A 25268-nucleotide genomic window follows, 5' to 3' on the forward strand; every position below is an offset into this window, starting at 1 on the left:
AAAGCGGCTGCCAGTGCGAAGGCAGCCGCTTTTTTTCAGTCTGTACTGACAGCTTTTTTAGCTGAAACAGCAGAGAATGTAATGGTAATGGCACACAGTCCGGCGATCACTAAAAATCCTAAGACAATCGGCCATGTATCTGTAAAGCCATCGATCAGTACCGTTCTCATTGCTTCAAACAGATACGTAACCGGGTTGATAGAAGCTGCAACCTTTAACCAGGCAGCGTCAATCAGTTCATATGGAACAAATGTTGTGCTGAGAAAGATCAGCGGGAAAAAGATAAACGTACCAGCCTGAGCGGACTGTGCGTTTTTCGCACGCAGCGCAACGCCAACTGAATACCCGGCAAATGCAAGCCCCCAGCCGAGCGTGAGTAATAATACAATGACTACACCAAGTGCTCCGCCTGCCACTTCAAGACCAAGGAAAAACCCTACACAAATAATCAGTCCTGCCTGAATCACAAGCTGAAGCATGCCGGCGATAATCGGGCCAAGTACGATTGCGAGCCGTGAACTCGGTGTTAACAGCAGTCTTGAGAAAAATCCGTTATCCAGATCCTTCACAAGCGCCTGGCCGGCACCACCAGCACCACCGATTGCTGCAGAGACGATTGATACTGGAAGAATAAACGCCAGGTAGTTTGCCCCTTCAAATGCAGGCAGGTTTGCAATACCGCTCAGTCCCGCTTCATATACAAATAGAAAAAACATACTGATTGCAAGGTTCGGGATAAAAATCAGCGGGTTTCTAAGGATCGTCACAATGCTACGTTTCGTCATCACAAGAGTGTCAGAAAAAAAGTTCCCCTGCTGCTTATTCATTTAGCCCACTCTCCTTCTGATCATTCGTTACCTGGATAAATACATCATCAAGAGACGGCGGCTTTACATTCAGCTGGGCAGGATGCAGATTCCGTTCATCAAGTTTTCTGATGACATCAGCTAAAATAGATGTACCATTTTCAGCAAGAATCGTTACATCATTTTTAACGCGCTCAGTCTGATAGTCAGAGGATGACACAGCTTCATGTGCGCTAATCGCTTCCTCTTCTTCGTCAAATTGAAGCACAATCGCATCAAGTCCAAGTGTCCGCTTTAATTCAGCAGGTGTACCGGTTGCGACGATTTGCCCTTTATTAATGATTGAAATGCGGTCAGCCAGCTGATCTGCTTCCTCTAAATATTGTGTTGTGAGGAAGATGGTTGTGCCTTCCTCTTTATTCAGACGTTTAATCTCCCGCCAGATTGCTTTCCGATTCGCAGGATCAAGGCCGGTTGTCGGCTCATCCAGAAACAATATTTTGGGCTGATGCACAAGCGTCATCGCAAGGTCCAGTCTTCTTCTCATACCGCCTGAATACTTTCCGCTCAAACGGTCAGCATCATCAGTCAGCCCGACAAGTTCAAGCAGTTCTTCAGCGCGTTTCTTTGCTTCTTTTTTAGAAAAGCCGAACAGTCTTGCCTGAAATTCAAGCAGCTCTCTTCCTTTTAAGTCAGGATCAATTCCTGTTTCCTGAAGGGCAACGCCAATTGAAAGTCTGACCTTTTCAGGATCCTTACTGACATCATATCCCGCAACTTCAAGCTTACCGGCAGTTGGTTTTAAAAGTGTTGTCAGCAGCTGTACTGTTGTGGATTTTCCCGCACCGTTTGGCCCTAAAAACGCAAAAAATTCCCCTTCAGCTACATCAAAGGATACGCCTCTTACTGCCTTTACATCACCTTTAAATGTCTTTTCAATATTCTCCACACGAATTGTACCGTTCATCTTCAAACCTCCCGACATTTGTGTCAGTTTTGTTTTTATTCTATGCCTATTTTAGTTTTCTGACAAATTTGAGTGTTTTTAAACATTGTCAAAAACAAAGATTGTATGCCATATGGGCGTATGATAAAATGGAACGAGTGTAAGGTCGGTTCAGGAGGTGGAACACATGGAAACATTATTAACTGTCCTATTAGTCATTGTATGTATCTCGTTGATCGTCGTGGTTCTTCTGCAGTCAGGTAAAAGTTCTGGTCTTTCAGGCGCCATATCAGGTGGTGCGGAGCAGCTTTTCGGCAAGCAGAAAGCACGTGGGATTGACCTTGTTTTAAATCGTATTACAATCGTTCTCTCGGTACTGTTTTTCGTTTTAACGATTTCAGTTGCCTTTGTGCTTCAATAAATGCTCAAAACCCGATCGGATGGTCGGGTTTTTATTATTTCTTTTTAAAGGGTGAGGTAACGATTCTCTATTAAAAATGAGCGGTAAAATCAAACGTCTCACTGTGCTTCAGGCGGACGCTTTCCGCAGGGCCGGCGGTGAGCCTCCTCAGGCTGGGGGTCTCACCTGTCCGACTTCTCCTGCTGGAGTCGCCGCCTTCCGCTCCGCTCGACTGAGATTACTTTTTGTAATTAGAGAGCATATTAAAATGACCATTTAACCGGTCAAGAATTTATGTAGGGATGTCAAAGTGAGGTGTTACTGCAATCAGAGGGAGCTATGGTGCATTCAATATGTTAAATAGAGCGTTTAGTGATTAAATTTTGTGATTTGAAAATTGTCCATTTGCATATTGGAGGACTTTCATAGTTGCGCGGAGCGGAAGGGGGCGACTCCGGGACGATTAGTGGGACAGCTGAGACCCCGCAACCGAGGGTGAGGGATAAAGATAGGACCACAGAACGGTCCTCCGTCCGGAAAGCGTCCCCTTGCAGCGCAGCGAAACGGTTCCTGAAAGCAATCCACAATGCGCACAAATAGCTTTCCACCGCGTTTTCTACTAAAATAGAACAAGACGAAATTGCAATTGGAGTGACGATAGATGAAACTGAATTTACCAAAACCATTTACATTTGAAGGCGGGAAGCGTGCAGTATTATTACTCCACGGTTTCACAGGTAATTCTTCTGACGTAAGAATGCTTGGCCGCTTTTTAGAAAAGAACGGATATACATCACACGCGCCTCATTATAAAGGGCATGGTGTGCCGCCTGAAGAGCTTGTAGAAACGGGGCCTGAAGACTGGTGGAAGGATGTTGAAGCAGGCTATGAGCATTTGAAGAGCCAGGGTTATGAGGAGATTGCAGTTGCCGGGCTGTCGCTGGGTGGTGTATTTTCACTGAAGTTAGGTTACACTGCTCCTGTAAAGGGTATCGTGACAATGTGTGCGCCGATGTACATTAAGAGTGAAGACGTGATGTACAAAGGAGTTTTAGAGTACGCCCGCGAATTTAAGAAGTATGAGAAAAAAGATGAAGATCAGATTGAAGCTGAAATGAAGGAATTTGAAAAAACGCCGATGCAGACGTTGAAGGCGCTTCAGGACCTGATTGGTGATGTGAGAAATTCTGTTGATATGATCTATACGCCAACTTTTGTTGTGCAGGGTAGACATGATCACATGATTAATACGGATTCAGCAAATATTATCTTTGAAGGCATCGAAACTGATCAGAAGAAGCTGAAATGGTATGAGGAGTCAGGTCACGTGATTACGCTTGATAAAGAGAAGGAACAGCTGCATGAGGATGTGCTGGAGTTTCTTGATTCCCTTGACTGGTCAGTTGAAAAATAACTGCTGAAAATGGAGGGACCGGTATGGAAGAATCGGTAATGAAAATGAAAGAAAGACTGCTCACATATATGCGGGAAGAGGCCTATAAACCGCTTACTGTGCAGGAGCTTGAGGAATCGTTCGGGATTCGCGATTCTGCAGATTTCAAAGATCTTGTAAAATCGCTTGTGGTTTTAGAGGAAAAAGGTGAAATCGTCAGAACGAGAAGTAACCGCTACGGACTTCCTGAAAAAATGAACCTGGTACGCGGCACGCTGTCAGGTCATGCAAAAGGATTTGCGTTTCTGATTCCGGATGAGGCTGGCAGAAATGATATCTTTATTCCGCCAAACGAATCTGCGCACGCGATGCACGGTGACAAGGTGATGGTCCGTGTATCTCGTGAATCAAGAGGAGACCGTGAAGAAGGTACGGTTGTCCGTATTCTTGAGCGCGGCACGAAGCAGGTTGTTGGAACGTATACAGAAAGTAAAAACTTCGGATTTGTGATGCCGGATGATAAAAAAATGACGAGTGATATTTTTGTTCCAAAAAATGCGAGCAAGGGTGCTGTTGAAGGGCATAAGGTCATCGTTGAAATTACCGCTTATCCGGATGGCCGCAACAGCGCTGAGGGTGAAGTGATCCAGATCCTTGGTCATAAAAATGATCCGGGTGTGGATATCTTATCAATCATTCATAAGCACGGAATTACGATTGAGTTCCCGGATGAAGTGATCCAGCAGGCGAATGACGTGCCTGATGAGATTGATCCGGCAGACCTGAAAGACCGCCGCGACCTGCGAGACGTGACGACCGTTACAATTGACGGGGCAGATGCGAAGGACCTGGATGATGCGATTTCACTCAGCAAGCTGGATAATGGGAACTATAAGCTGGGCGTTCATATTGCGGATGTCAGCCATTATGTAACAGAACATTCCCCGATTGACGAGGAAGCATATGAGCGTGGAACGAGTGTCTACCTTGTGGACCGTGTGATTCCGATGATTCCGCACCGTCTGTCAAATGGAATCTGTTCACTGAATCCGAAAGTAGACCGTCTGACGCTATCCTGTGAAATGGAGATTGATCAGAACGGCGGCGTCATTAAGCACGATATTTTCCAGAGTGTGATCCGTACAAATGAGCGGATGACGTATTCAGATGTGAATAAGATTCTTGTTGATGAAGACGAAGCATTAATTGAAAAGTATGAGCCGCTTGTACCGATGTTCCGTGAGATGGAAAAGCTTGCAGCGATTCTCCGCGGTAAACGTTTTGGCCGTGGTGCGATTGACTTTGATTTTAAAGAAGCAAAGGTACTTGTAGACGAGGAAGGTAATCCTACTGAGATCGGTATCCGTGAGCGCTCTGTCGGTGAAAAGCTGATTGAAGAGTTCATGCTTGCAGCAAACGAAACGGTTGCTGAGCACTTCCACTGGATGAACCTGCCGTTTATTTACCGGATTCACGAAGATCCAAAGGCTGAGAAGCTGGAGCGGTTCTTCGAGTTTATTACGAACTTCGGGATTACGGTAAAAGGGTCAGGGAATGAAGTCCATCCGAGAGCGCTTCAGGAAATTATTGATGACATTCAGGGAACACCTGAGGAAATGGTTATTTCAACAATGATGCTGCGTTCAATGCAGCAGGCGAAATACGATGAAAACAGCCTGGGTCACTTTGGTCTGGCGACTGATTTTTATACGCATTTCACTTCACCAATCAGACGTTATCCTGACTTAATCGTTCATCGTTTAATCAGAACGTATCTGATTAATAAAAAGGTGGATGAAAAAACGCAGAAGCGCTGGTCTGAACAGCTGCCTGAAATTGCAGCTCACACGTCAGGACGTGAGAGACGAGCAGTAGATGCAGAGCGTGAAACAGACGAGCTGAAAAAAGCTGAGTATATGATGGACAAGATCGGTGAAGAATTTGACGGCGTCATTTCTTCCGTAACGAACTTCGGTATATTTGTAGAGCTTTCCAATACAATTGAAGGTCTTGTGCACGTCAGCTATATGACAGACGATTATTATCGCTTTGATGAGCGTCACATGGCGATGATCGGGGAGCGGACCGGCAATGTATTCAGAATCGGTGATGAAATTTCAATCCGCGTTGTTAACGTCAATAAAGACGAACGCGCGATTGACTTTGAAATTGTCGGGATGAAAGGTACGCCGAGAGTCCGTCGGGAAACTGCACGCGTTGTAGATAGCCGCGGACGTGGCAGAGACAGTAACCGAGACAGAAAGAAAAAGCGTAAACGTGATGACGGCGGCAAGGGAGACAAGAAGAAGTTTTATAAAGGTGCTCCTAAGAATAAGAAGAATAAAAAGAAGAAGAGAAAGTAAGGATGCGGGGAAACTGACAAATAGCGGGCAACCCCCGAGTCATGAGATATGCTGAGAAAAAGGGGAGACCACCCATTTCTTTCAGCGTGTCTTGTGCTTATCGGGTTATATTGCCCGCTTCCGCATTTCGAGTGAAAGGGGAGTTCATTTGACATGCCAAAAGGAGAAGGTAAACTAGTCGCGCAGAATAAAAAAGCGCGTCATGACTATTTTATTGAAGAAACGTTTGAAGCAGGAATCGTGCTTCAGGGAACTGAGATTAAGTCAATCCGCAGAGGACGTGTAAATCTGAAGGATTCATTTGCTCGAATCAGTAACGGCGAAGTGTTTTTAAATAATGCGCACATCAGTCCTTATGAGGAAGGCAACCGCTATAATCATGATCCATTACGCGAAAGAAAGCTGCTTTTGCACAAACAGCAGATTAATAAGTTAATAGGGTTAACGAAACAGCAGGGTTATTCAATCGTTCCGCTGAAGTTATATATCAAAGACGGCTATGCAAAGGTTTTGATTGGTCTTGGTAAAGGGAAGAAGAAATATGATAAGCGTGAGACGCTGAAGAAGAAGGATGCAAAGCGTGAAGTGGCACGTGCACTGAAAGAACGCCAGCGGTAAGGCTTTCCAGTTGAAAAAAGACGGTACTGTGTTATAATAGATTATGCTGCTAACAGCGGCAGGACAACCGGATTGATTTCCGGATCCCGTACTGAACCAGGCAAACGCCTGATTCATCTCTATCATGGGGACGTTACGGATTCGACAGGAATGGTTCGAGCTTGAGTTGCGAGTCGGAGGGATCGTCTCCGTCATCAACGTCAACACAAATAGTTAACAACAAACAAGATTACGCTCTAGCTGCCTAATAAGCACTTGAGGCCTCACTTGTCTATCGCCCATGTAGACCTGCCTGAGGTTCACTTATAGTGGGATACGCAGTCTGCTGCCACCTGAAGCAGCCTGAAGAGACTAATCAGGATAGCCGTTCGGACGCCTGTCAGTTGGCATAAGTTACGGTGAAATGCGAATAGGCTGACTACGCTCGTAGAAGCTTAAGTATTGAAGTTTCTGGACGTGGGTTCGACTCCCACCGTCTCCACCAAATGTTTATTTGGTGGTTTTTTATTTGTCTGAAATCAACAGTTAAATATATAATTCTGAAAAAAATGAAAAAGAAACCAGCCAAGGTTTCTTTTTAAGTGACCTATAGATTAATCTTTTTTACGCGCCACTGTTTTTCCTTCTGTATATACCGGTTTAGTTTCCTCGAAAGCTGACTGGCCTCATGCTGGTTTACAAAAAACTTAAATGCTGTGTTAAGTGAATTCTTCAAAACTTCATGAGTACCATTATTTCTTCTGTGTAAAATATACATGTTGTCTGACAGCTCCTTCATAAGCAATTAATTGTATTTTGCCTGAAATAACGTGCGAAAGTTGACGAAATCTGATTTGAAAGCCAAATTTTATTCGACATATTATACATTTTAGTTTCGTATTAAAATGGTGAGATGCTAGATCTCAGAATCATACACGAATAAATAATAATCAGGTAGCGAATATAACCATTTTGTTATATAGTGTACATAGAAACTTTTTTTAAGAGGGTGGGTGAGGTAATGATTTCAACTGCTCCGAGAGTGGAGAAGATGAGTGGGTTTTTCAAAGTGCTTGGGGATCCGACAAGGCTTGAGATGTTGCGGAGAATGTATACGAGTGAGCATTGTGTTTGTGAGTTTGTTGAGATGTTCCAGATTTCGCAGCCAGCGATCAGCCGTCATCTTCGTGTGATGAAGCAGGCGGGAATTATTCTTGAACGGAAAGATCGACAGTGGAACTATTTCCGGCTGAATGAACAGGATCCGTTTTACCCGCTTCTAGTACAGGCAATTAAAGAACTGGGTGAGCTTCCGGTTCAGGAGCATAACCTGTTAAAAATAAAGTGCTGAATGACATGAAGGAGGAATCCTTCTGCACTTCGTATATAACAGTATTGTTATATACCTATATCTTACCGAAAGGGTGTTTTAAATGAAAAAGATTCAGATTTTTGACCCTGCAATGTGCTGCTCAACAGGTGTGTGTGGAACGAGCTTTGATCCTGAGTTGCCGAGAGTCGCTTCTGTTGTCAGTTTTCTTAAACAGAAGAATTATCCGATTGAACGTTTTAACCTGACAAGTGAACCTCAGCGTTTTGTGGAACATAAAGTTGTTCAGACAGCTTTAATGAAAAATCCTGAGGGACTTCCTTTTACACTTGTAGATGGTGTCATTATGCAGGAGGGCACTTATTTATCAAACCAGGCATTTTCTGAAGTGACAGGGATTGCGGAGGATCAATTTCCTAAAGCGGGGGAACCAGAAAAGCCAAAAATCCGGTTAACAATCCAGTGAGGAGTGAGATGATGCACGATTTTCTGATCGATGACCTTCCTTTAACCCCTTATGTGTTTTTGACTGGTAAAGGGGGAGTTGGAAAAACATCAACCGCTTCTTTACTGGCTATTACGCTTGCTGATGAGGGGAAAAAGGTTTTGCTTGTATCTACAGACCCTGCCAGTAACCTCCAGGATGTATTCAAAACCGAACTGTCGGAAAGTCCAAAGGAAATACCAGATGTACCGAACTTGCATGTAGCGAATTTTGATCCTGAACTGGCAGCAGATGAATATAAGGAGAAGGTGGTTGGACCTTATCGTGGTGTACTGCCTGATCCGGTTGTCGAGTCAATGGAGGAGCAACTTTCAGGGGCATGTACGGTTGAAATCGCCGCTTTTGATCAATTTACAGGGTTACTTTCCTCAAGAGAAGTGAGAGGGGAGTATGATCATATTTTATTTGATACCGCACCAACAGGACATACGCTCAGGCTATTAAGTCTGCCGAATGCATGGAATGTGTATCTGGATGAAAATACGAGCGGGACCTCCTGTATTGGGCCGTTGGCTGGTCTTTCAGAAAAGAAAAAACAATATGAATACGCGACTGAGATGCTTCGTGACGAAACAGTAACAACACTAATGCTGGTTGCACGTCCAGAGGAATCAACATTGAACGAAGCTGTACGGGCATATAAAGAACTGCAGGGGACCGGTATGAATCACACATTGTTTGTGGTTAACGGTTTACTACATTCAGATGATCAGGGAGATTCGTACCGGCAGGCATTTGTCAAAAGGCAGCAGCTTGCACTCGATCATATGCCTGAAGCTTTGAAGGCGCTTCAGCATTATTATCTGCCATATGTGTCTTCGAGTCTGGCAAGTGTTAATGACATCAGAAATTGGTTATCCGCAGAGGAAAGTCATGATCCGGTTCAGCGTAAGGCTTTTCAGGGAGAAAAACTTGAGAAGCTGGTAAAGAATCTTGAAGAAGCAGACCCTGGTATTGTGATGACGATGGGAAAAGGCGGAGTTGGAAAGACGACCATCGCTTCTATGATCGCAACGGGTCTTGCGGATCGGGGGCACCGTGTTATCTTAACGACAACCGATCCGGCAGCCCATGTTGAGCAGGTAGTTGGCAAATCAAATCAGTCTTTACTATCAGTCGAACGCATCGATCCAAAAAAAGAAACGGAGCGATACAGAGAGACTGTGATTAATAGAGCCGGTGAGGTTTCACCTGAAGAAAGAGCGCTGCTGGATGAGGATCTCAATTCGCCATGCACTGAGGAGATTGCTGTTTTCAGAGCATTTGCAGATACGGTCGCAAAAGCGGGTGAGGCGTATGTCGTGATTGATACTGCACCAACAGGCCACACGCTGCTGCTACTAGATGCAACAGAAGCCTATCACCGTGAAATGGAGCGCTCAACGGGTGAAGTTCCGGAGGCAGTACGTTTGCTGTTACCGAAACTGCGTGACCCATCATTTACACATGTATTTATTACTACACTCGCGGAAGCAACACCGGTCTTTGAAGCGTCTCGTCTTCAAGATGATTTAAAACGTGCAGGGATTGTTCCAAAGGGCTGGGTAGTGAATCAATCTCTTGCGATCACCGGTACACAAGATGCACTCCTTGGTAGAAAAGCAGAGAACGAGTTGAAGTGGATTCATGAAGTACAGAGGCTGAGTGACGATCAGACTGTATATATTCCGTGGATAGAAAAACAATTATCAGGTTATCAAATATTACTGGAAGCAGTGAAAGGATGAGAAGAATGAATGTGACACCAAGTGCTGTAGCATTTTTAAAAAGTGTTGTAGAGGACAAAGGAGCAGAGGGAATCCGTTTCTTTAAAGCGGGAGAGGGCTGCTGCGGACCGAGCTTTGGTCTTGGGTTGGATTCATCACAGGAAAGCGATCAGATTCATCAGTTAGATGGGTTACAGCTTGCTGTTGACGCTGAGCTTAAAGGTTCCGTGGATGCGATCACGCTTGATGTAGAGGAAACACCGGAAGGGCCTCAGATCGTGATGCTTGGAGGAAATGCCTGCTGAGGATAAGGACCGCTGTGCAGGAAGATCAATATACATTGACTTCCTGCACTTTTTCTATAGATGAAATAAGATTGTGGAGGTACTGAATATGACAAAGTTATTGATTATTGGGTCTGTTGCGGCCGGCACATCTGTGGGTGCAAAAGCCAGAAGAAACAGTGAGGATCTTCAAATTACGATTTACGATAAAGACACGGATATCTCTTATTCAGGCTGTGGTATACCTTATTATGTAGGAGGAGAAGTAGCTGAACTTGATGATCTGACACCAAGAAATGCAGCGTGGTTTAAAAAGCGGTATAACATAGATATCCACACGGCGCATGAAGTAGAAAGTATTAATCATCAGGAAAAAACAGCTGTTATACGGAATCTGATGACAAATGAAACGTTTACGGATACTTACGATACGCTTGTTCTGGCAACAGGTGCAACGAGTTTTGTTCCACCGATTCCTGGTGTAGAAGCAGATAATGTGTTCAGCGTCCGCAATATCCGAAATGCGGGTGAGATCAGAAATTATGTAGATACACACCAGCCGAAAAAAGCGACAATTGTCGGTGGTGGATTTATTGGACTTGAAATGGCTGAACAGCTCACACTAAGAGGAATTGAAGTCACACTTGTTGAACGTCTTCCGCAGGTTATGCCACCGCTTGATCAGGATATGGCTGCACGCGTAGCGGATCATTTAAAAGAAAAGAATGTAAAGCTGATGACTGGCGAAACGGTTCACTCTCTGGAGGGCGGACAGCGTATTACTTCTGTTCAGCTCGAAAGTGGACAAACTGTTGAGACTGACCTTGTCATCCTCTCTGTCGGCATACGTCCAAATACTGATCTTGCAAGGGAAATTGGTGTGGAAATCGGTGAAACGGGTGCCATTAAGGTTAACAGAAAAATGCAGACGAATGTACCGGATATCTTTGCCGTGGGAGATGTAGCTGAGAGTTTTTCACTGATTACCGGAAAACCGATATACAGACCGCTTGGCTCAACAGCCAACAAAACAGGAAGAATTGCCGGACAGGTAATCACTGGAGAAAACGCAGAGCACCGTGGTATTCTGGGAACCGGAATCTTTAAAGTATTTGACCTGGCAGTGGCTCAGACGGGTCTGACAGAAAAAGAAGCGGTTGAGGAAGGTTATTCAATTGAAGTGCTTCATAATATAAAACCTGACCGTCCGGAATATCTGGGTGGTAAGGAAATGGTCATTAAAGCAGTCGCTGATCGCAAAACCGGAAAGCTGCTTGGTGCCCAGATTATAGGGCCTCAGGGCGTTGACAAACGAATTGACGTGTTTGTCACAGCAATCTCATTTGGTGCAAAGGCTGAGGACCTGTTCCATCTTGACCTGGCCTATGCACCGCCGTTTGCGACAACGAAAGATCCTGTTATGTATACAGGCATGGCGCTGCACAATTCTATTAGTAAAAAGGCTCCGCTGATCACGCCTCAGCAGCTGATCAATGAAACGGAAAGTGGTGAAACGTTCCAGATTATTGATACCAGATCCAAAGCTCAGTATGAAAAAGCGCATGTTAAAGGGGCGATTCATATTCCGCTTGGCGATTTAAGAGCCAGAGCTTCAGAACTGAACCCTGATCTAAAAACCGTTGTATACTGCAATAAAGGTGTGACAGGGAATGCTGCACAGAATATCCTGATCAATCACGGATTTGAAGTCGTTTATAATCTGTCAGGTGGAAATAAAAACTATCAGCATGTAATAAACAGTCAATAAAATGTGAGAAAACCGTCATTTATGACGGTTTTTTTTGTACTCATCTTAAAAACTATTACTGTTTCACCAACCATCAGTTATAATACTTTATAACTAGTATTCGAATAGTATTTTGTGGTACGAAAGAACTTTTAAGGGAGAGATATAAATGTTTGAATATTCTCACCGTAATACAGATAACTTATTAGATTTTGTGCGATTATTTGATATTGTCGAGGACCTGGTATTTTTAATGGGTGTTCAGGGAGATCAGATTTTTTATGAGTATATTAATCAGGCAGCCAAAAATTTGACAGCGCTTTCTGAAGAAGTGATAGGCAAAAGTATCGGGGAAGTTGTACGGAATAAAGCAGAGGCTGCTGCCCTGAATGGACAGTATCTGGATGTGGCTTACACGAAGAAAAGTATTAATTTCACCCATACAATCAGTAACGGTACAAAATTTTACACAGGTGATACCACGTTATATCCACTTTTGGACACGGACGGTGAATGCCGCTTCATACTTGGTATTGTCAAGGATGTAACTGAAAAACACGCACTGGAACAAAAGCTGAAGGAAACTGAAGAACTTTTCCGGATTATCACCGAAAATACGACGGATGTGATCCGCATCATTGACCCAAATGGCGTGATCCGATACTCTTCGCCTTCATGTGAAATCACGGATGGATTCAGTGCTGAATACTACGTAGGAAAACACTTTTCTGAAGTAATAGATGAACGCGACAGGCTTCATATTAAACAACAGTTTGAGACATTAATCAATAAAAAGAAGTCTATGACTGTGGAATTGAGACATGTAAATAGAGATGGACATTATACATGGAAAGAGGTCGTGGCTACACCAATTTTTCAGGGTGATCAGGTGATGAATGTTGTCACTTCATCCAGGGATATCACTGAAAGAGTGGAATATCGAGAGAAGCTGTCCCAAATGGCATTTTATGACCATCTATCTGGACTTCCTAACAGAAGGCTGCTTGAAGACAGGCTGGAAATGGCGATCAGCCAGTCGGAAAGAACAAATAAAAAAATCGGTTTACTCTTTCTTGATGGCCGGGATTTCAAGTCGATTAATGATCGGTTTGGGCATGAAATGGGTGATGAAGTGATTGTCGCTACTGCCAGGATATTAGAGCGCTGCCTGCGGAAAGTTGATACGGTCGGAAGGTTGGGTGGAGACGAATTTGTTGTTGTACTGCCGGACATCACCGAAGATGAAGATATCTTTATCGTTGTAAACCGGATTGCGAACGCTTTTTCAGATCCGCTGAATATGAATGGAACTCATATTGACTTTAAATTTGATATAGGTGTCGCCATTTATCCAACTCATGCGACAGAAAAAAAAGCATTTTTAAAGTGCGCTGATCAGGCTTTATACAAGGCGAAAATTAATCAGGATACTGTGTTTCAACTCTTTGACGGCGATTGTCGGATCGACATGCAGCAAGATGATCCAGTGTGCTAAATATGATTTGAATGAGATGTATCAGCAATAAAGAAATTTTCAGGCGGTGAATTGATTGAACCATTTTTCCAAATTTGAATTAGAAGATTTCCGTACACTCATCATTCAACTGCCAGAGCCGGTATGTATATTTTCGAGCTTCAACGACCGGCCTGACCTGCTGATTTACGCAAATGAGAAATGCAGGGAACTATTACAATCTAGCACCAAAGAAATCATTGGGACTTCATGGGAGAACCTGTGTGAAGCAGCAGTAGATGCAGAGACTGATGTAACCAGTTTGACTGAACCGGACCGGCTATACAAAACAACCTTTAAAAAACGACTGAATGGACGTGTATGCCTGCTGAAGATGAAAGAGTTCACATCTGCTTCAGGAGCACGTTACTTTATGATGACAATCAGTGATGAAACAGAGCATGACCGCACTAAAGAGGATCTGAGAGTATCGATGTCTGAGTTTGAATCGCTTTTTAAATACAACCCTCACATTGTCTATATGATTGATGAAAATGGTTACTTTAAAAACTTCAATCCGGCAGGGCTTGAACGGTTAAAATATGCGTATTCAGAACTTGAAGGTAAGTTCTTTCTTGATGTTGTTACAGTTCATGACCGGGAACGGACAAAAGATCATTTTTTTGAAGTATTAAAAGGCAGGGTCCAGCATTTTCAGATTCAGATCCAGGATAAATACAATACGCTTTTAACAGTAGAGGTGACCGCTGTACCAATTTTTGTAGACGGAAAAGTACAGGGGGTTATTGGGACGGCGCAGGATATTACATTGCGTCTGGAAACTGAATTAAAGTTAACAGAGAGCGAGGAGAGCCATCGCGCAATCTTTGATCACAATGTAGACCCGGTTATTACATTTGACCTTGAAGGGAACTTTATTACATTTAATGAAGCAACGAAGATGATACTTGGTATGTCACCGGAAGAGTTGAAAGGTGAATCCTTTTTAGGCTTTATTAATGAAGAAGTGAGGGAAGAAACAAAGCACAATTTTCAGCAGGTGTTAAAAGGAAAACCTTATCAGTATGAAACTTCCACCCGCAATAAAGAAGGTGAAATGGTCTGGCTGCACATTACACTGATACCAGCTTTTCTTAATGATGAATTAAGCCATATTCATTGTATAGGTAAGGATATCACGCTAAATAAAAAACACCAGGCAATGATGCACCAGATGGCTTATCATGACAGCTTGACAGGACTTGGGAATCAGCAGCTTTTCAGCAGGGACTTATACAGAATGTTAAATGAAACGACAGACGGTGAATTTTCTCTGTGTATTATCGGACTCGACAGATTTAAATTCATCAATGACTATTTTGGAAGGGAAGCAGGAGATCATATTCTTTCAATTATTGCAGAGCGGCTGAAAAAGTCAGCAGGTGACAGAGGGGCTGTCTACCGGTATGGAGGAGATGAGTTTGCGATTCTCACTGCCAATACTACAGTTCAGGAAACGAGGCGACTGGCGGAAGAAGCGATTGCTAATGTAAGAGAGTCTTTTGATGATGAAGGGTATGAAACAGTGTTGACAGCGAGTGTCGGCGTCAGCTTTTACCCCCGTCACGGAGTGAATAAAAAAGAGATTGTTCGAGCAGCTGACCGTGCGATGTACTTTGCTAAAAAGCACGGTCGTAATATCGTTCAACTTTATTCTTCCAATATTGAAGGGCTGACTGAATCCAATGTGAAAATGGAAACGCTTATGCGAAGAGCGCTGAAGAACAAGGAATTTATAGTGTACTATCAGCCGCAGTTTAAAGCAGACACAGAGGAAATATGCGGCATTGAAGCACTGCTTCGCTGGCATAACGATGAACTGGGATGGGTGTCACCGGCCACATTTATCCCTCTTGCTGAAGAAACCGGATTGATTGTGCCAATTGGAAATTGGATACTTGAAGAAGCCTGCAGACAAAATGTCAGCTGGCAGAAAAACGGGTTTCCAACTGTTCCGATTTCTGTAAACCTTTCCTTAAGGCAATTCTATCAATCCGACTTATGTGAAATGGTTGAAAGTGTCATTCTAATGACAGGCATTCAGCCTGAGCTGCTGACGCTTGAAATCACTGAGACGATTGCGATGCAGGAAGGAATCGCGAGCGGAATTTTAAATACCCTGAAGCAGCTTGGTGTCAAAATTGCGATGGATGACTTCGGTACCGGATATAGTTCGTTACAATACTTACAGAGCTTCTCGATCGACCACGTAAAAATTGATAAAGCATTTACGGATAAACTGGACACGAAAGAAGGACGGGCGATTATCTCAACGATCATTGCACTTGGTCATAACCTGGGAATGAAGGTAGTGGCTGAAGGCGTGGAAACCGCTGAACAGGTTCAATCACTCAGGCAGCTCGGATGTGATATTTTTCAGGGATATTACTTCAGCCGCCCGCTGCCGCCAATGGATTTAGCGGATATCAGCTTTCAACACCAAAGCAGTAAATGATTCACACAACCGCTTTTGACGTGCAAATTAATTCAGATCAGTTATTCTGAAATTGTCACCTGTTATTCATAAATAATCCTTTGAAAGTACCGATAAACACAGTATAAAAGATTTAATATTGAACTCTCTATGTGAGGTGAGGACTTTGAGGTATAACCGAAAAGAAGGCTTCAGATTTGCATTTAAAGATCCGCTCGAGGCAAGTTTTAAGATCTATGAGCTGAATGGGAAAAAGGTAGAAACACAGCCTGGTAAAGCGCTTATGCATGATATCAGTCCTAGCGGGACTAAAATCAGCTCCAAGCTCAATCTGCCAGTCAGTGAGACTGACCCTGTAAAAATACACCTGCAATTTATGCTGAATGAAGCAGTGTATGAGATGAAGGCAGAGCTGGTATGGAAAAGCGTGAGCGGTGAAAATTATCATTACGGTGTCAATTTTTACAGTGACGAACATGTTAAAGAAGAAATTGTAGCTCAGTTAAAAAAATACGTAAAAAAAGAGTAAAGAGCGGGTATGATACCGCTCTTTTTTTAAAATGAATTAAGCTGAAGCACGCTGTACATTTAATTTTGGCTTGCGATTCGCGTAATAGATGCCTGCTAAAATAATGACCATGCCGCCAACCAGAGATGGTGTAACAGGCTCGTCTAAAAGCACGCTGCCCCAAATCATCGCAGATACCGGTGCAAGATAGGTAACGGTTGTCGCAAACTCGGGGGATTTCTGCCTGATCATATAATAAAACAGCAGATAGGCAATCCCGGAGCCGAAGCAGCCGAGCCCAATTGCTGAGAGCCAGAAAGACGTATCGTATGTAAAACTCGTCACATTGTACCCGTTTACTGTCATCATGATCAATCCGACAGCAGCACCTGTCATCAGCGAGGTAGCAGACAGAAGGACAACGCCTGTAGCCGGAGTAAAGCGTCTGACATAATGTGAGCCAAACCCATAACACATAGCCCCAAGCATCATTGTTCCAACCCCGATAAATTCCGAGCCGAATATCCCGCCGATTTTAAAATTAATCAGCACAAGCACACCCATAAAGCCAATCAGAATACCGATCCACTGCTGAAGTTTCAGTCGCTGTTTAAATAGAAAAAAGCCGATTAACCCTGCAAAAACTGGTGTCGTTGCATTTAATACAGATGCGGTGTTAGACGCAATTCTTGTTTCACTGAGCGCGATCAGTGCCCAGGGAAGTGCTGCATTCATGAAACCGATGACAACCAGGTGCTTCCAAGGAATTGGACGCTCAATCTTTCGCCACTGCGCAATCAGAATCGGCAGCAGAATCAGCGCGCCGGCAGCACACCTGATAAATACGGTTCCCCAGACACCTGCAGATTCTGCAAGAATTTTAATAAATACAAACGAAAGGCCCCAGATCAGGCTGAGACCTCCGAGTGCTGCATATGCTCTCATAATATTCTCCTTTTAGCTTGAAATCAGCGTGACGGTATACTGGCGTGAGCGTGGACCGTCAAATTCACAAAAATAGATGCCCTGCCACGTGCCAAGCACCAGTTCACCATGCTGAACCGGAATCATCTGTGCATGACCAACTGTACTGACTTTCATATGTGATGCAGTATTGCCTTCCATATGTCTGTCCTTCGGGTGATCCCATGGAAACACCTCATCCAGACGTCTTAAAAAGTCCGTTTTCACATCAGGATCTGCATTTTCATTCACGGTAATGCCTGCAGTCGTATGCTTTGATGATACAACAGCAATCCCGTTTTTAAATGACTGGCTGCTGATCCACTGCTGTACTTCACGAGTAATCTCAATCATTTCGTCACGGCTGTGCGTTTTTACTGTAAATGTATGAAACATCCGATCATCTCCTTCTTTGATAGTGTAACGCAGGGAGGGTGAGTTTTCTATCAACAGACACATATTCTGACAAAGAGACACTACTGATAAAATGAAAGCGTTTTAATATATAGAAATATTAATAAATTCAGAATTCTTATTGCGGAACCTCACATCTCTATGTATGATGGTCTTTATATAAAGGTTTCGCTGCAGTGATGTAAAGCGGAAAATCATCAGGAGGGTTACGCGATGGATAAGACAAAAAAGGATTTAAGAATCAGAAGTAAAGTGATCAGTGAAGGAGTTAACAGAGTTCCGAATCGCTCCATGCTCCGTGCTGTCGGTTTTACAGATGAGGATTTTAAAAAACCGATGATTGGTGTAGCAAGTACCTGGAGTGAAGTGACACCTTGTAATGTACATATTGATAAATTGGCGCAGCGTGCGAAAAGCGGTGCGAAATCCGGTGGCGGCGCACCAATGATTTTTAACACGATCACGGTTTCCGACGGAATTGCAATGGGACATGAAGGCATGTTCTATTCATTGCCAAGCCGTGAAGTCATTGCGGATTCAATCGAAACGGTAACGAATGCTGAGCGCCTTGACGGCGTTGTGGCAATTGGTGGCTGTGATAAAACGACGCCAGCCTGCGTGATGGCGATTGCGCGCATGAACATTCCATCTGTTTATATTTACGGTGGTACAATCCAGCCGGGTAAACTCGACGGCAAAGATATCGACATCGTATCTTCATTTGAAGCAGTTGGTCAGTATCAGGAAGGGCTGATTGATGACGAGCAGCTGTATAAAGTGGAATGCAGTGCCTGTCCTGGCGCTGGTGCATGCGGTGGTATGTACACGGCAAACACAATGGCATCAGCAGTTGAAGCACTTGGAATGAGTATTCCCGGATCATCTTCAACACCTGCGATCAACGACTATAAAGAGCAGGAATGTGAACAGGCCGGTGAGCTTGTTGTGAAGCTGCTTGAACAGGATATCTATCCGCGTGACATCATGACGAAAGAAGCGTTCGAAAATGCGATTACAGTTGTGATGGCACTTGGCGGATCTACAAATGCATTCCTTCACCTGCTTGCAATGGCGCATGCAGCTGAAGTAGATCTGACAATGGATGACTTTGAACGTGTACGCCAAAACGTTCCACACATCGCAGACCTTAAGCCGAGCGGTAAATACGTTATGCAGGATCTGTATGAAGCAGGCGGTGTACCGGCTGTGATGAAGCTTCTTTTAGAAGAAGGACTGCTTCACGGCGATTGCATCACTGTAACTGGTAAAACGGTCGCAGAAAACCTTGCAGAAGTGTCATCACTTAAAGAAGGTCAAAAGGTGATTACACCAATCAGCGAGCCGCTTAAAAAGACAGGACCGCTTGTTGTTCTAAAAGGGAACCTAGCTCCTGAAGGCGCGGTTGCAAAAATGAGCGGACAGAAAATCAGCCGCTTTGAAGGACCGGCAAAAGTCTATGACAGTGAAGCTGAATGTACAAAAGCAATCGAAGATAACCAGATTAAAGAAGGCGATGTTGTTGTGATCCGTAACGTTGGACCAAAAGGCGGACCGGGTATGCCTGAGATGCTTTCGATCACCGCTATGATCGTCGGGCGCGGATTGAACGGGAAAGTAGCCCTCTTAACTGACGGTCGCTTTTCAGGAGGCTCACACGGCTTCGTGATTGGTCACATCGCACCGGAAGCAGCAGTCGGCGGACCAATCGGCCTCCTGCAAAACGGAGACATCGTCGCAATTGACAGCGACACGCAGGAGATCAACCTGCAGATCTCAGAAGAAGAATTCGAAAAGCGCGCACGCGAGTGGAAGAAGCCTGAACCAAAATTCAAGCGCGGCATTCTTGCGAAGTACGCAAACGCAGTATCTTCTTCATCTAAAGGTGCTGTAACAGATTTGTTTGAAGAATAATGTTTTTCCGTCCGGACACAGTTCGGGCGGTTTTTTTGAGAAGAAGCGTGGGAGTGGGAGGGGGTCTTTTGGCACTATTTTAAGAACGAGGGGGATTTTTCTCCGAACCAGCCATCCCACCCACAGGCAGATTTTTCGATAAACGAAAATAAACATTGTAAAATGTCACTATGAACACTCAGGAGGGATTCACTTTATGAAAATCGAAGTATGGTCAGATTACGTATGCCCATTTTGCTATATCGGCAAAAGAAAGCTTGAAAACGCACTGAATAAATTTGAACACAAAGACCAAGTAGAAGTCGTCTACCGCAGCTTCCAGCTTGATCCGGATGCACCGGAAAACGCATCTGAAGACACAGTCTCAGCGCTGGCGAAAAAATACGGTATGTCTTACGATCAGGCAGTGGAAATGACAAATAACGTTGTCGCGCAGGCAAAAGAAGTTGGACTTGATTATGATTTTTCAAAAATGAAGCGCACGAATACACAGGATGCGCACAGACTGACTCACTTTGCTGCTGAACACGGCAAAGATCAGCAGATCACTGAAAAGTTGTTAAGTGCCTATTTCCTTGAATCAAAGCATATCGGGGATCACGATCAGCTTGTTGCGATCGCTGAGGAAGTTGGACTTGATGCTGAAAAAGCGCGTGACGTTCTCACATCTGATCAGTATATGGAAGCAATGACCGCAGATATAAAGAAAGCTGCACAAATCGGCGTGTCAGGCGTACCGTTTTTCGTACTCGAAAATAAATATGCGATTTCCGGTGCGCAGCCTGATGAAGTCTTTACACAGGCGCTTGAAAAAGTATGGGAAGAAACAAATCAGTCACCGCTTGTGAACGTTGGCGGGCAGGGGAATGCCTGCACAGATGATTCATGTGACGTATAAAAAAAGCACGCCGCGGCGTGCTTTTTTTATGCTTGTGCAAAATACGTTTTAATTAAAAACTGATATTGTTCAGCTGTCAGTTGGAAGACTGGATAGCAGGCTTCTTGTAATAGTGTATTCGTGTTTCCATCCTTAAAAACCACTGTACGCGAAAGGTAAGAGTGAAACACGCTCATTGGCGCATTGATCACAGCATCTTCGTCTGACAGATCCATTGCATCAGCAGTTACTGCCAGGTTCTTAACGCCGCTGTATTGTTTAATCCATTCCATCACAGAGGCGTTATTCGGTGAATAGTTATTTGAAATGTGGTAGATGTGGTCAGGTTTTGCATGCGTTGCAGCAGCTGTCAGTACATCTACAACATAATTAACCGGGACAACATTATTTGACGCTTCAGGGTCGCACAGCAGCTTAATCATTCTATCCTGATCAACACGGCCGCGTCTAATCAGTTTTTTCAATAACGACACTGCCTTCAGCAGACCATACAGAGCAAAAGTTGTGTCAGCCTCCCCGGTCTGAGTGTCTCCAATAATAATTGCAGGTCTGAAAATGCTGACCTTCAAATCATGCCGCTTGTTCCACACGAGGTGTTCAGCGTGATTTTTACTTTCCTCATAATCATTTACAAAAGCCCGATCCTTAGAATGAATTTCTTCATTAACAATATCCTGTAAGCCAGCAGTATAGGCAGTGCTTACATGGTAAAAAGACGGAATCGCAAGCTTCTCAGCGAGCTCCAGCGCATGGGTTGTCCCATCCACATTTGCGAGAAACGTCTTCTCGCGATCAGCAGGATCAAACGATAGAAATGCCGCTGTATGATAGAGGATATCAATGTGACCAGTGAGCGAATCTGTTTCACTGATCCCAAAATCAGTCTTTGTAATATCCCCGGTCACAGGGTGAATTCTGTTTGCCTGCTCTGAAGAAAGCTCTGCAGTGAACCGTTTGATTTTCTGCTCACTGCGTACAACAGGGTAGAGTGTGTGGCCTTTATCTAAAAGTGAGTGCATCAGCTTTGAGCCTACAAAGCCGGTTGCGCCGGTTATCATAATATTCATGGTGATCTCCTTTAAAAAAGCATTCGATTTTTATTATATCAAAAGAAGGGGGTGGTTTTGAAATTTCCGCAAATCTAAAAAAGAGCCGCCCTTTAAGGACGACTCCTTTCCAACTTAGTACTGACCACTCTTCTTAAGCTCTTTACCTTTACGTCTGAAACGCAGGAATACAAGATAAAGCATCGGTACAATAATCAGTGTCAGTAATGTAGAGAATGCAATTCCGGCAATAATCGTGACTGCCAGTGGTGTAAATAATGCATCACCACTCACGGCAACAGGAACCAGTGCCACAATTGACGTAATGGCTGTCAGTGTGATCGGACGGATTCTCACGCGTCCCGCTTCGATCACGGCATCATACACTTTCATGCCATTTGCAACACCTTGCTCGATAAAGTCAATTAAAACAACAGAGTTTCGAACGACAATACCTGTCAGTGATACCATACCCATCACAGCAAGGAAACTGATCGGTGTTTGAGTAACAAACAGTCCAAGGATCGCCCCTGCAATTGCCAGATACACAGCTGTCAGTACAAGGAAAGGCAGTGACAGTGAGTTGAACTGGAATGCAATCAACAAATACACAAGGAAAATAACGATTGTAAACAATAGGATGATCTCTGAGAAGAAATCATTCTGTGCTTCATTTTCTCCACCGATTGTCAGCGAATACTCTTCACCGATTGAAGAGCGTACATCTTCTACAATGTCAGTTGTTTTTGCTTCAAGGTCTTCCACATCGCCAGGGAAAGCGCGGATTGTAATGGCACGCTCACCGTCTTCATGCTGGATCCGCTGCAGCTGGGAGGTTTCTTCAACTGTCACAAGATCTGAGAGCGGGATCAGCTGAGACGGACCGTTTTGCTGGGCCGCAACCGGCACTTCAATCTCATCAAGCGGGATGTTCTGACCTTCTTCAATCGGATCAACAAGCAGTTTCATATCACGCTGCGTCACACCATCGTCAAATGAAGCCATCGGAATGCCTTCAGTGACAAGTCTAATCTGCTGGCTGATCGCCTGAATGCTGATATCATTTTCTTCAAGTGCTTCGCGGTCCGGCACATATGAAATCACCGGCTCTTCCTCACCGATATTATCAAGGACAAGGTCAACGCCAAGATCTTCAATCTGTGTCATCACTTCATCGCGGATCGATACAATTTCATCAAGCTCAGGTCCTTTTACAGTGACTGTTACAGGTGCACCAGATGGCGGTCCCTGTTCAATTGTATTCATAAAGATAATCGCATCTGGATACTGGCTTCTTAATTCATCTGTCCAATCTTCAATCAGTCCCTGTGCCGTCTGGTTTTCACGGTCAACTCTTGCAACGACCTGACCAGTGTATTCTCCAGTCGTATTCAGTGAACTGTTGAAAAGGTTTGGCAGTCCGGTACCGGCAAATACAGCCGTTTCATAGACGCCTTCATCCTGTTCAAGCACCTCTGCCATTTCAAGCAGTGTACTCTCTGTTTCATCAAGCGGCGTTCCGATTGGAAGTGTTACATCTACTGTTACCTCTTCACGGTCAGCAGCAGGGAAAAATTCAAATGGTGTTAACACGACAAGTCCGAATAACAATGTCGTGATGATCAGTCCGATCGCACCAGTTAATAGCGGCTTCTTAGCCGTTCTTTTCAATACTTTGTCCGCATAGAAATCGGCCAGAATATTAAGCGGCTTACCAAGCAGACCAGGAGCATCTGATACTTTTTTAGATGTATTTCTGTAGAATGTGTATCTAAGCATTGGTACGAGCAGTAAAGCAACGATTGTTGACGCAATAATCGTCGTGATCAGTACTGTCGGCAAGGCTCTGATAAAGTCTCCATTCCCGCCTGATAAAAAGACAAGAGGGAGGAAGGTAAAGACAATTGCAAGTGAAGAAGTGATAATCGACACCCAGACTTCCTTTACCCCGGTTACAACGCCCGGTAGTGCCTTATCACCAAGCTTGAATCTGCGCTGGATATTATCATTCACCACAATCGAGTCATCGACCAGAATACCAAGTGCGATAATCACACCAATAACTGAAATCTGGTTTAAATCAACGCCTGCACCAGGTAGTGGAATAATGCCCATTAATACAGACATTGGTACTGCAATCGCAACCACAATGGCCCCACCTGCAGTCAGTCCGAGTGAACTTGTTACGATAACTGCAAGTACAGCAATCGCAAGTGAGAAAAACAGTCCCTGGAAAATCTCATTAACTAAATTAGCCTGTGAATAATACGATTCAAATGAGACTTCTTCAGGCAGTTGTGATTCAAGTTCAGCGACTTTTTCTTCAACTGCTTCGCTCACTGAAGGAATATCTTCACCTGATTCTAAGTAAGTCGTAACGGAAACAGCCGGCTGACCGTCAAGTGTAATCAGGTCTTCGGTTTGTTTCGGCTGAACTTCAACCGTACCAACATCAGAAAGCAGGACTGATTCTCCCTGAGGATTCTGTCCAATGACAACCTGTTCCATTTCATCTACAGAACTGTAAGATGAAATGGCAAGCTGATAAATCGTGCCGTCAGCTTCCTGCTTTCCAAGCGGTACAGGATTAAACTCTTCTTCAATCGCAGTCAGTACCTGCGGGAAAGCAAGGCCATTGTCCCCAAGATCCTCACTGTTTAATGTAAGTATAATTTCTTCTTCCTGAACACCTTTTACAGTGACGCCTGAGATACCAGGTACAGCAGATAACTCTTCTTCCCATGTATCCATGACACTTCTGAGGCCTTCAAAGTCTTCACGGCTGTCTGCAGTCAGCATATAGGATGTGACCGGGAAATTAGCAGCCGCTTCACTGACAGTCGGTTCAAGTACTTCTTCCGGGAAAGAAGCGCCTGCATCTGATACTTCCTGTCTGATCGCTGATAATGTCTCCTGCTTATCAGCATCACCAGTCAGGGTCACGATAATCTGTGAGAACCCGGCAGCAGAAGATGAGGAAATACTGTCAATCCCATCCAGACCATCAAGATTTCTTTCAATCGGATTGGTTACCGTCCGCTCCACGGTTTCCGGTGTGGCACCCGGGTATGGAGTGGAGATCGTTGAGACGTTAATCGATGTCTCAGGAATTTCCCGCTGTGGTAGCTGAAGGAAAGTCAGCACACCGACAATCAGGAATAATACAAATAAAATCATAAATATTTTTGATCTTTTCAGCACCCATTCAAACATGGTTGCACCTCCAATTGTTCTATCAATACGCTAACTTTTTCACAAAACCGACAGTTGTGTCAAGAATGAAGGTGCTCGGATGTGTTTTAATTTTCGAGGGGCGTTTTTCGTTGGGAGGTGTAAGCTGGATGGTAAGTGTCGTATGCTGCCCGCTGACATCGCTATGTCGCTGATTGACTGCGCGATACACCCGGGTTGAACGCTGTATCAGCGCAACTGAACGACATGAAGTCAGGATTGACTGTCAAGAGAGGACTATCGACTGCGCTAAAGCCCCATTTAGATGCATGA

General features: G+C 44.2%; 20 protein-coding genes and 1 other RNA gene. 15 read left to right on the forward strand and 6 right to left on the reverse strand.

The window, feature by feature from the left end; all coding sequences use genetic code 11:
• Window positions 1-35: 35 nt before the first annotated feature.
• Both ACH6CZ_RS10270 and ACH6CZ_RS10275 read right to left on the reverse strand, forming a co-directional pair.
• The gene (locus tag ACH6CZ_RS10270; protein ID WP_374097335.1) at window positions 36-827 is read right to left on the reverse strand and encodes an ABC transporter permease; all 792 of its coding nucleotides are present in this window, start codon (window positions 825-827) and stop codon (window positions 36-38) included.
• Window positions 820-1773, reverse strand: coding sequence for an ATP-binding cassette domain-containing protein (locus tag ACH6CZ_RS10275; protein WP_374097336.1), 954 nt, complete (start codon window positions 1771-1773; stop codon window positions 820-822). The genes ACH6CZ_RS10270 and ACH6CZ_RS10275 overlap by 8 nt, the downstream gene beginning before the upstream one ends.
• 166 nt (window positions 1774-1939) lie before the next feature.
• Between ACH6CZ_RS10275 and secG the strand changes: the two genes are divergently transcribed.
• The 13 genes from secG to ACH6CZ_RS10340 all read left to right on the forward strand — a co-directional run bounded on the left by secG (window position 1940) and on the right by ACH6CZ_RS10340 (window position 16553).
• The gene (secG, locus tag ACH6CZ_RS10280) at window positions 1940-2173 is read left to right on the forward strand and encodes a preprotein translocase subunit SecG (RefSeq protein ID WP_374097337.1); all 234 of its coding nucleotides are present in this window, start codon (window positions 1940-1942) and stop codon (window positions 2171-2173) included.
• Window positions 2174-2813: 640 nt separating this feature from the next.
• Window positions 2814-3566, forward strand: coding sequence for an alpha/beta hydrolase (locus ACH6CZ_RS10285; protein WP_374097338.1), 753 nt, complete (start codon window positions 2814-2816; stop codon window positions 3564-3566).
• 23 nt (window positions 3567-3589) lie between these two features.
• The gene (rnr, locus tag ACH6CZ_RS10290; protein WP_374097339.1) at window positions 3590-5908 is read left to right on the forward strand and encodes a ribonuclease R; all 2319 of its coding nucleotides are present in this window, start codon (window positions 3590-3592) and stop codon (window positions 5906-5908) included.
• Between the two features lie 153 nt (window positions 5909-6061).
• On the forward strand, window positions 6062-6526 hold the full coding sequence (smpB, locus tag ACH6CZ_RS10295; RefSeq protein ID WP_039810874.1) for an SsrA-binding protein SmpB: 465 nt from the start codon (window positions 6062-6064) through the stop codon (window positions 6524-6526).
• Between the two features lie 126 nt (window positions 6527-6652).
• Window positions 6653-7010, forward strand: a transfer-messenger RNA (tmRNA) gene (ssrA, locus tag ACH6CZ_RS10300).
• Window positions 7011-7526: 516 nt separating this feature from the next.
• The gene (locus tag ACH6CZ_RS10305; protein WP_374097340.1) at window positions 7527-7856 is read left to right on the forward strand and encodes an ArsR/SmtB family transcription factor; all 330 of its coding nucleotides are present in this window, start codon (window positions 7527-7529) and stop codon (window positions 7854-7856) included.
• Window positions 7857-7938: 82 nt separating this feature from the next.
• Entirely contained in the window at window positions 7939-8301 is a 363-nt protein-coding gene (gene arsD / locus ACH6CZ_RS10310) for an arsenite efflux transporter metallochaperone ArsD (protein ID WP_374097341.1), read from the forward strand.
• An 8-nt stretch (window positions 8302-8309) separates the two neighbouring features.
• A complete protein-coding gene (arsA, locus tag ACH6CZ_RS10315) occupies window positions 8310-10067 on the forward strand; it encodes an arsenical pump-driving ATPase (RefSeq protein WP_374097342.1) in 1758 nt (585 codons plus the stop codon).
• 5 nt (window positions 10068-10072) lie between these two features.
• Entirely contained in the window at window positions 10073-10351 is a 279-nt protein-coding gene (locus tag ACH6CZ_RS10320; protein WP_374097343.1) for an adhesin, read from the forward strand.
• An 88-nt stretch (window positions 10352-10439) separates the two neighbouring features.
• Complete coding sequence (locus ACH6CZ_RS10325) at window positions 10440-12098, forward strand: FAD-dependent oxidoreductase (RefSeq protein WP_374097344.1); 1659 nt, start codon at window positions 10440-10442, stop codon at window positions 12096-12098.
• Between the two features lie 148 nt (window positions 12099-12246).
• On the forward strand, window positions 12247-13572 hold the full coding sequence (locus tag ACH6CZ_RS10330; RefSeq protein ID WP_374097345.1) for a diguanylate cyclase domain-containing protein: 1326 nt from the start codon (window positions 12247-12249) through the stop codon (window positions 13570-13572).
• Window positions 13573-13627: 55 nt separating this feature from the next.
• Window positions 13628-16045, forward strand: coding sequence for a sensor domain-containing protein (locus ACH6CZ_RS10335; protein ID WP_374097346.1), 2418 nt, complete (start codon window positions 13628-13630; stop codon window positions 16043-16045).
• A 145-nt stretch (window positions 16046-16190) separates the two neighbouring features.
• The gene (locus ACH6CZ_RS10340; RefSeq protein ID WP_374097347.1) at window positions 16191-16553 is read left to right on the forward strand and encodes a PilZ domain-containing protein; all 363 of its coding nucleotides are present in this window, start codon (window positions 16191-16193) and stop codon (window positions 16551-16553) included.
• Between the two features lie 36 nt (window positions 16554-16589).
• Here ACH6CZ_RS10340 and ACH6CZ_RS10345 read toward each other — a convergent pair whose 3' ends face one another.
• Window positions 16590-17477 carry a DMT family transporter gene (locus ACH6CZ_RS10345; RefSeq protein WP_374097348.1) on the reverse strand — a complete coding sequence of 296 codons (888 nt, stop codon included), beginning with the start codon at window positions 17475-17477 and terminating at the stop codon, window positions 16590-16592.
• 12 nt (window positions 17478-17489) lie between these two features.
• Window positions 17490-17891, reverse strand: a complete 402-nt coding sequence (locus ACH6CZ_RS10350) for a secondary thiamine-phosphate synthase enzyme YjbQ (protein WP_374097349.1) — start codon at window positions 17889-17891, stop codon at window positions 17490-17492.
• 231 nt (window positions 17892-18122) lie between these two features.
• On the opposite strand from ACH6CZ_RS10350, the gene ilvD reads away from it, so the two are divergent.
• Both ilvD and ACH6CZ_RS10360 read left to right on the forward strand, forming a co-directional pair.
• Window positions 18123-19820 carry a dihydroxy-acid dehydratase gene (gene ilvD / locus ACH6CZ_RS10355; protein ID WP_374097350.1) on the forward strand — a complete coding sequence of 566 codons (1698 nt, stop codon included), beginning with the start codon at window positions 18123-18125 and terminating at the stop codon, window positions 19818-19820.
• Window positions 19821-20016: 196 nt separating this feature from the next.
• The gene (locus ACH6CZ_RS10360; protein WP_374097351.1) at window positions 20017-20718 is read left to right on the forward strand and encodes a DsbA family oxidoreductase; all 702 of its coding nucleotides are present in this window, start codon (window positions 20017-20019) and stop codon (window positions 20716-20718) included.
• A 26-nt stretch (window positions 20719-20744) separates the two neighbouring features.
• Here the strand turns inward: ACH6CZ_RS10360 and ACH6CZ_RS10365 are convergent, their stop codons facing one another.
• Entirely contained in the window at window positions 20745-21785 is a 1041-nt protein-coding gene (locus ACH6CZ_RS10365; protein WP_374097352.1) for an SDR family oxidoreductase, read from the reverse strand.
• Between the two features lie 114 nt (window positions 21786-21899).
• On the reverse strand, window positions 21900-24977 hold the full coding sequence (locus ACH6CZ_RS10370; protein ID WP_374097353.1) for an efflux RND transporter permease subunit: 3078 nt from the start codon (window positions 24975-24977) through the stop codon (window positions 21900-21902).
• Between the last annotated feature and the right edge of the window lie 291 nt (window positions 24978-25268).

The sequence above is a fragment of the Jeotgalibacillus sp. JSM ZJ347 genome (assembly GCF_044383825.1).
In the GTDB taxonomy this organism is placed as follows: Bacteria; Bacillota; Bacilli; order Bacillales; family Jeotgalibacillaceae; genus Jeotgalibacillus.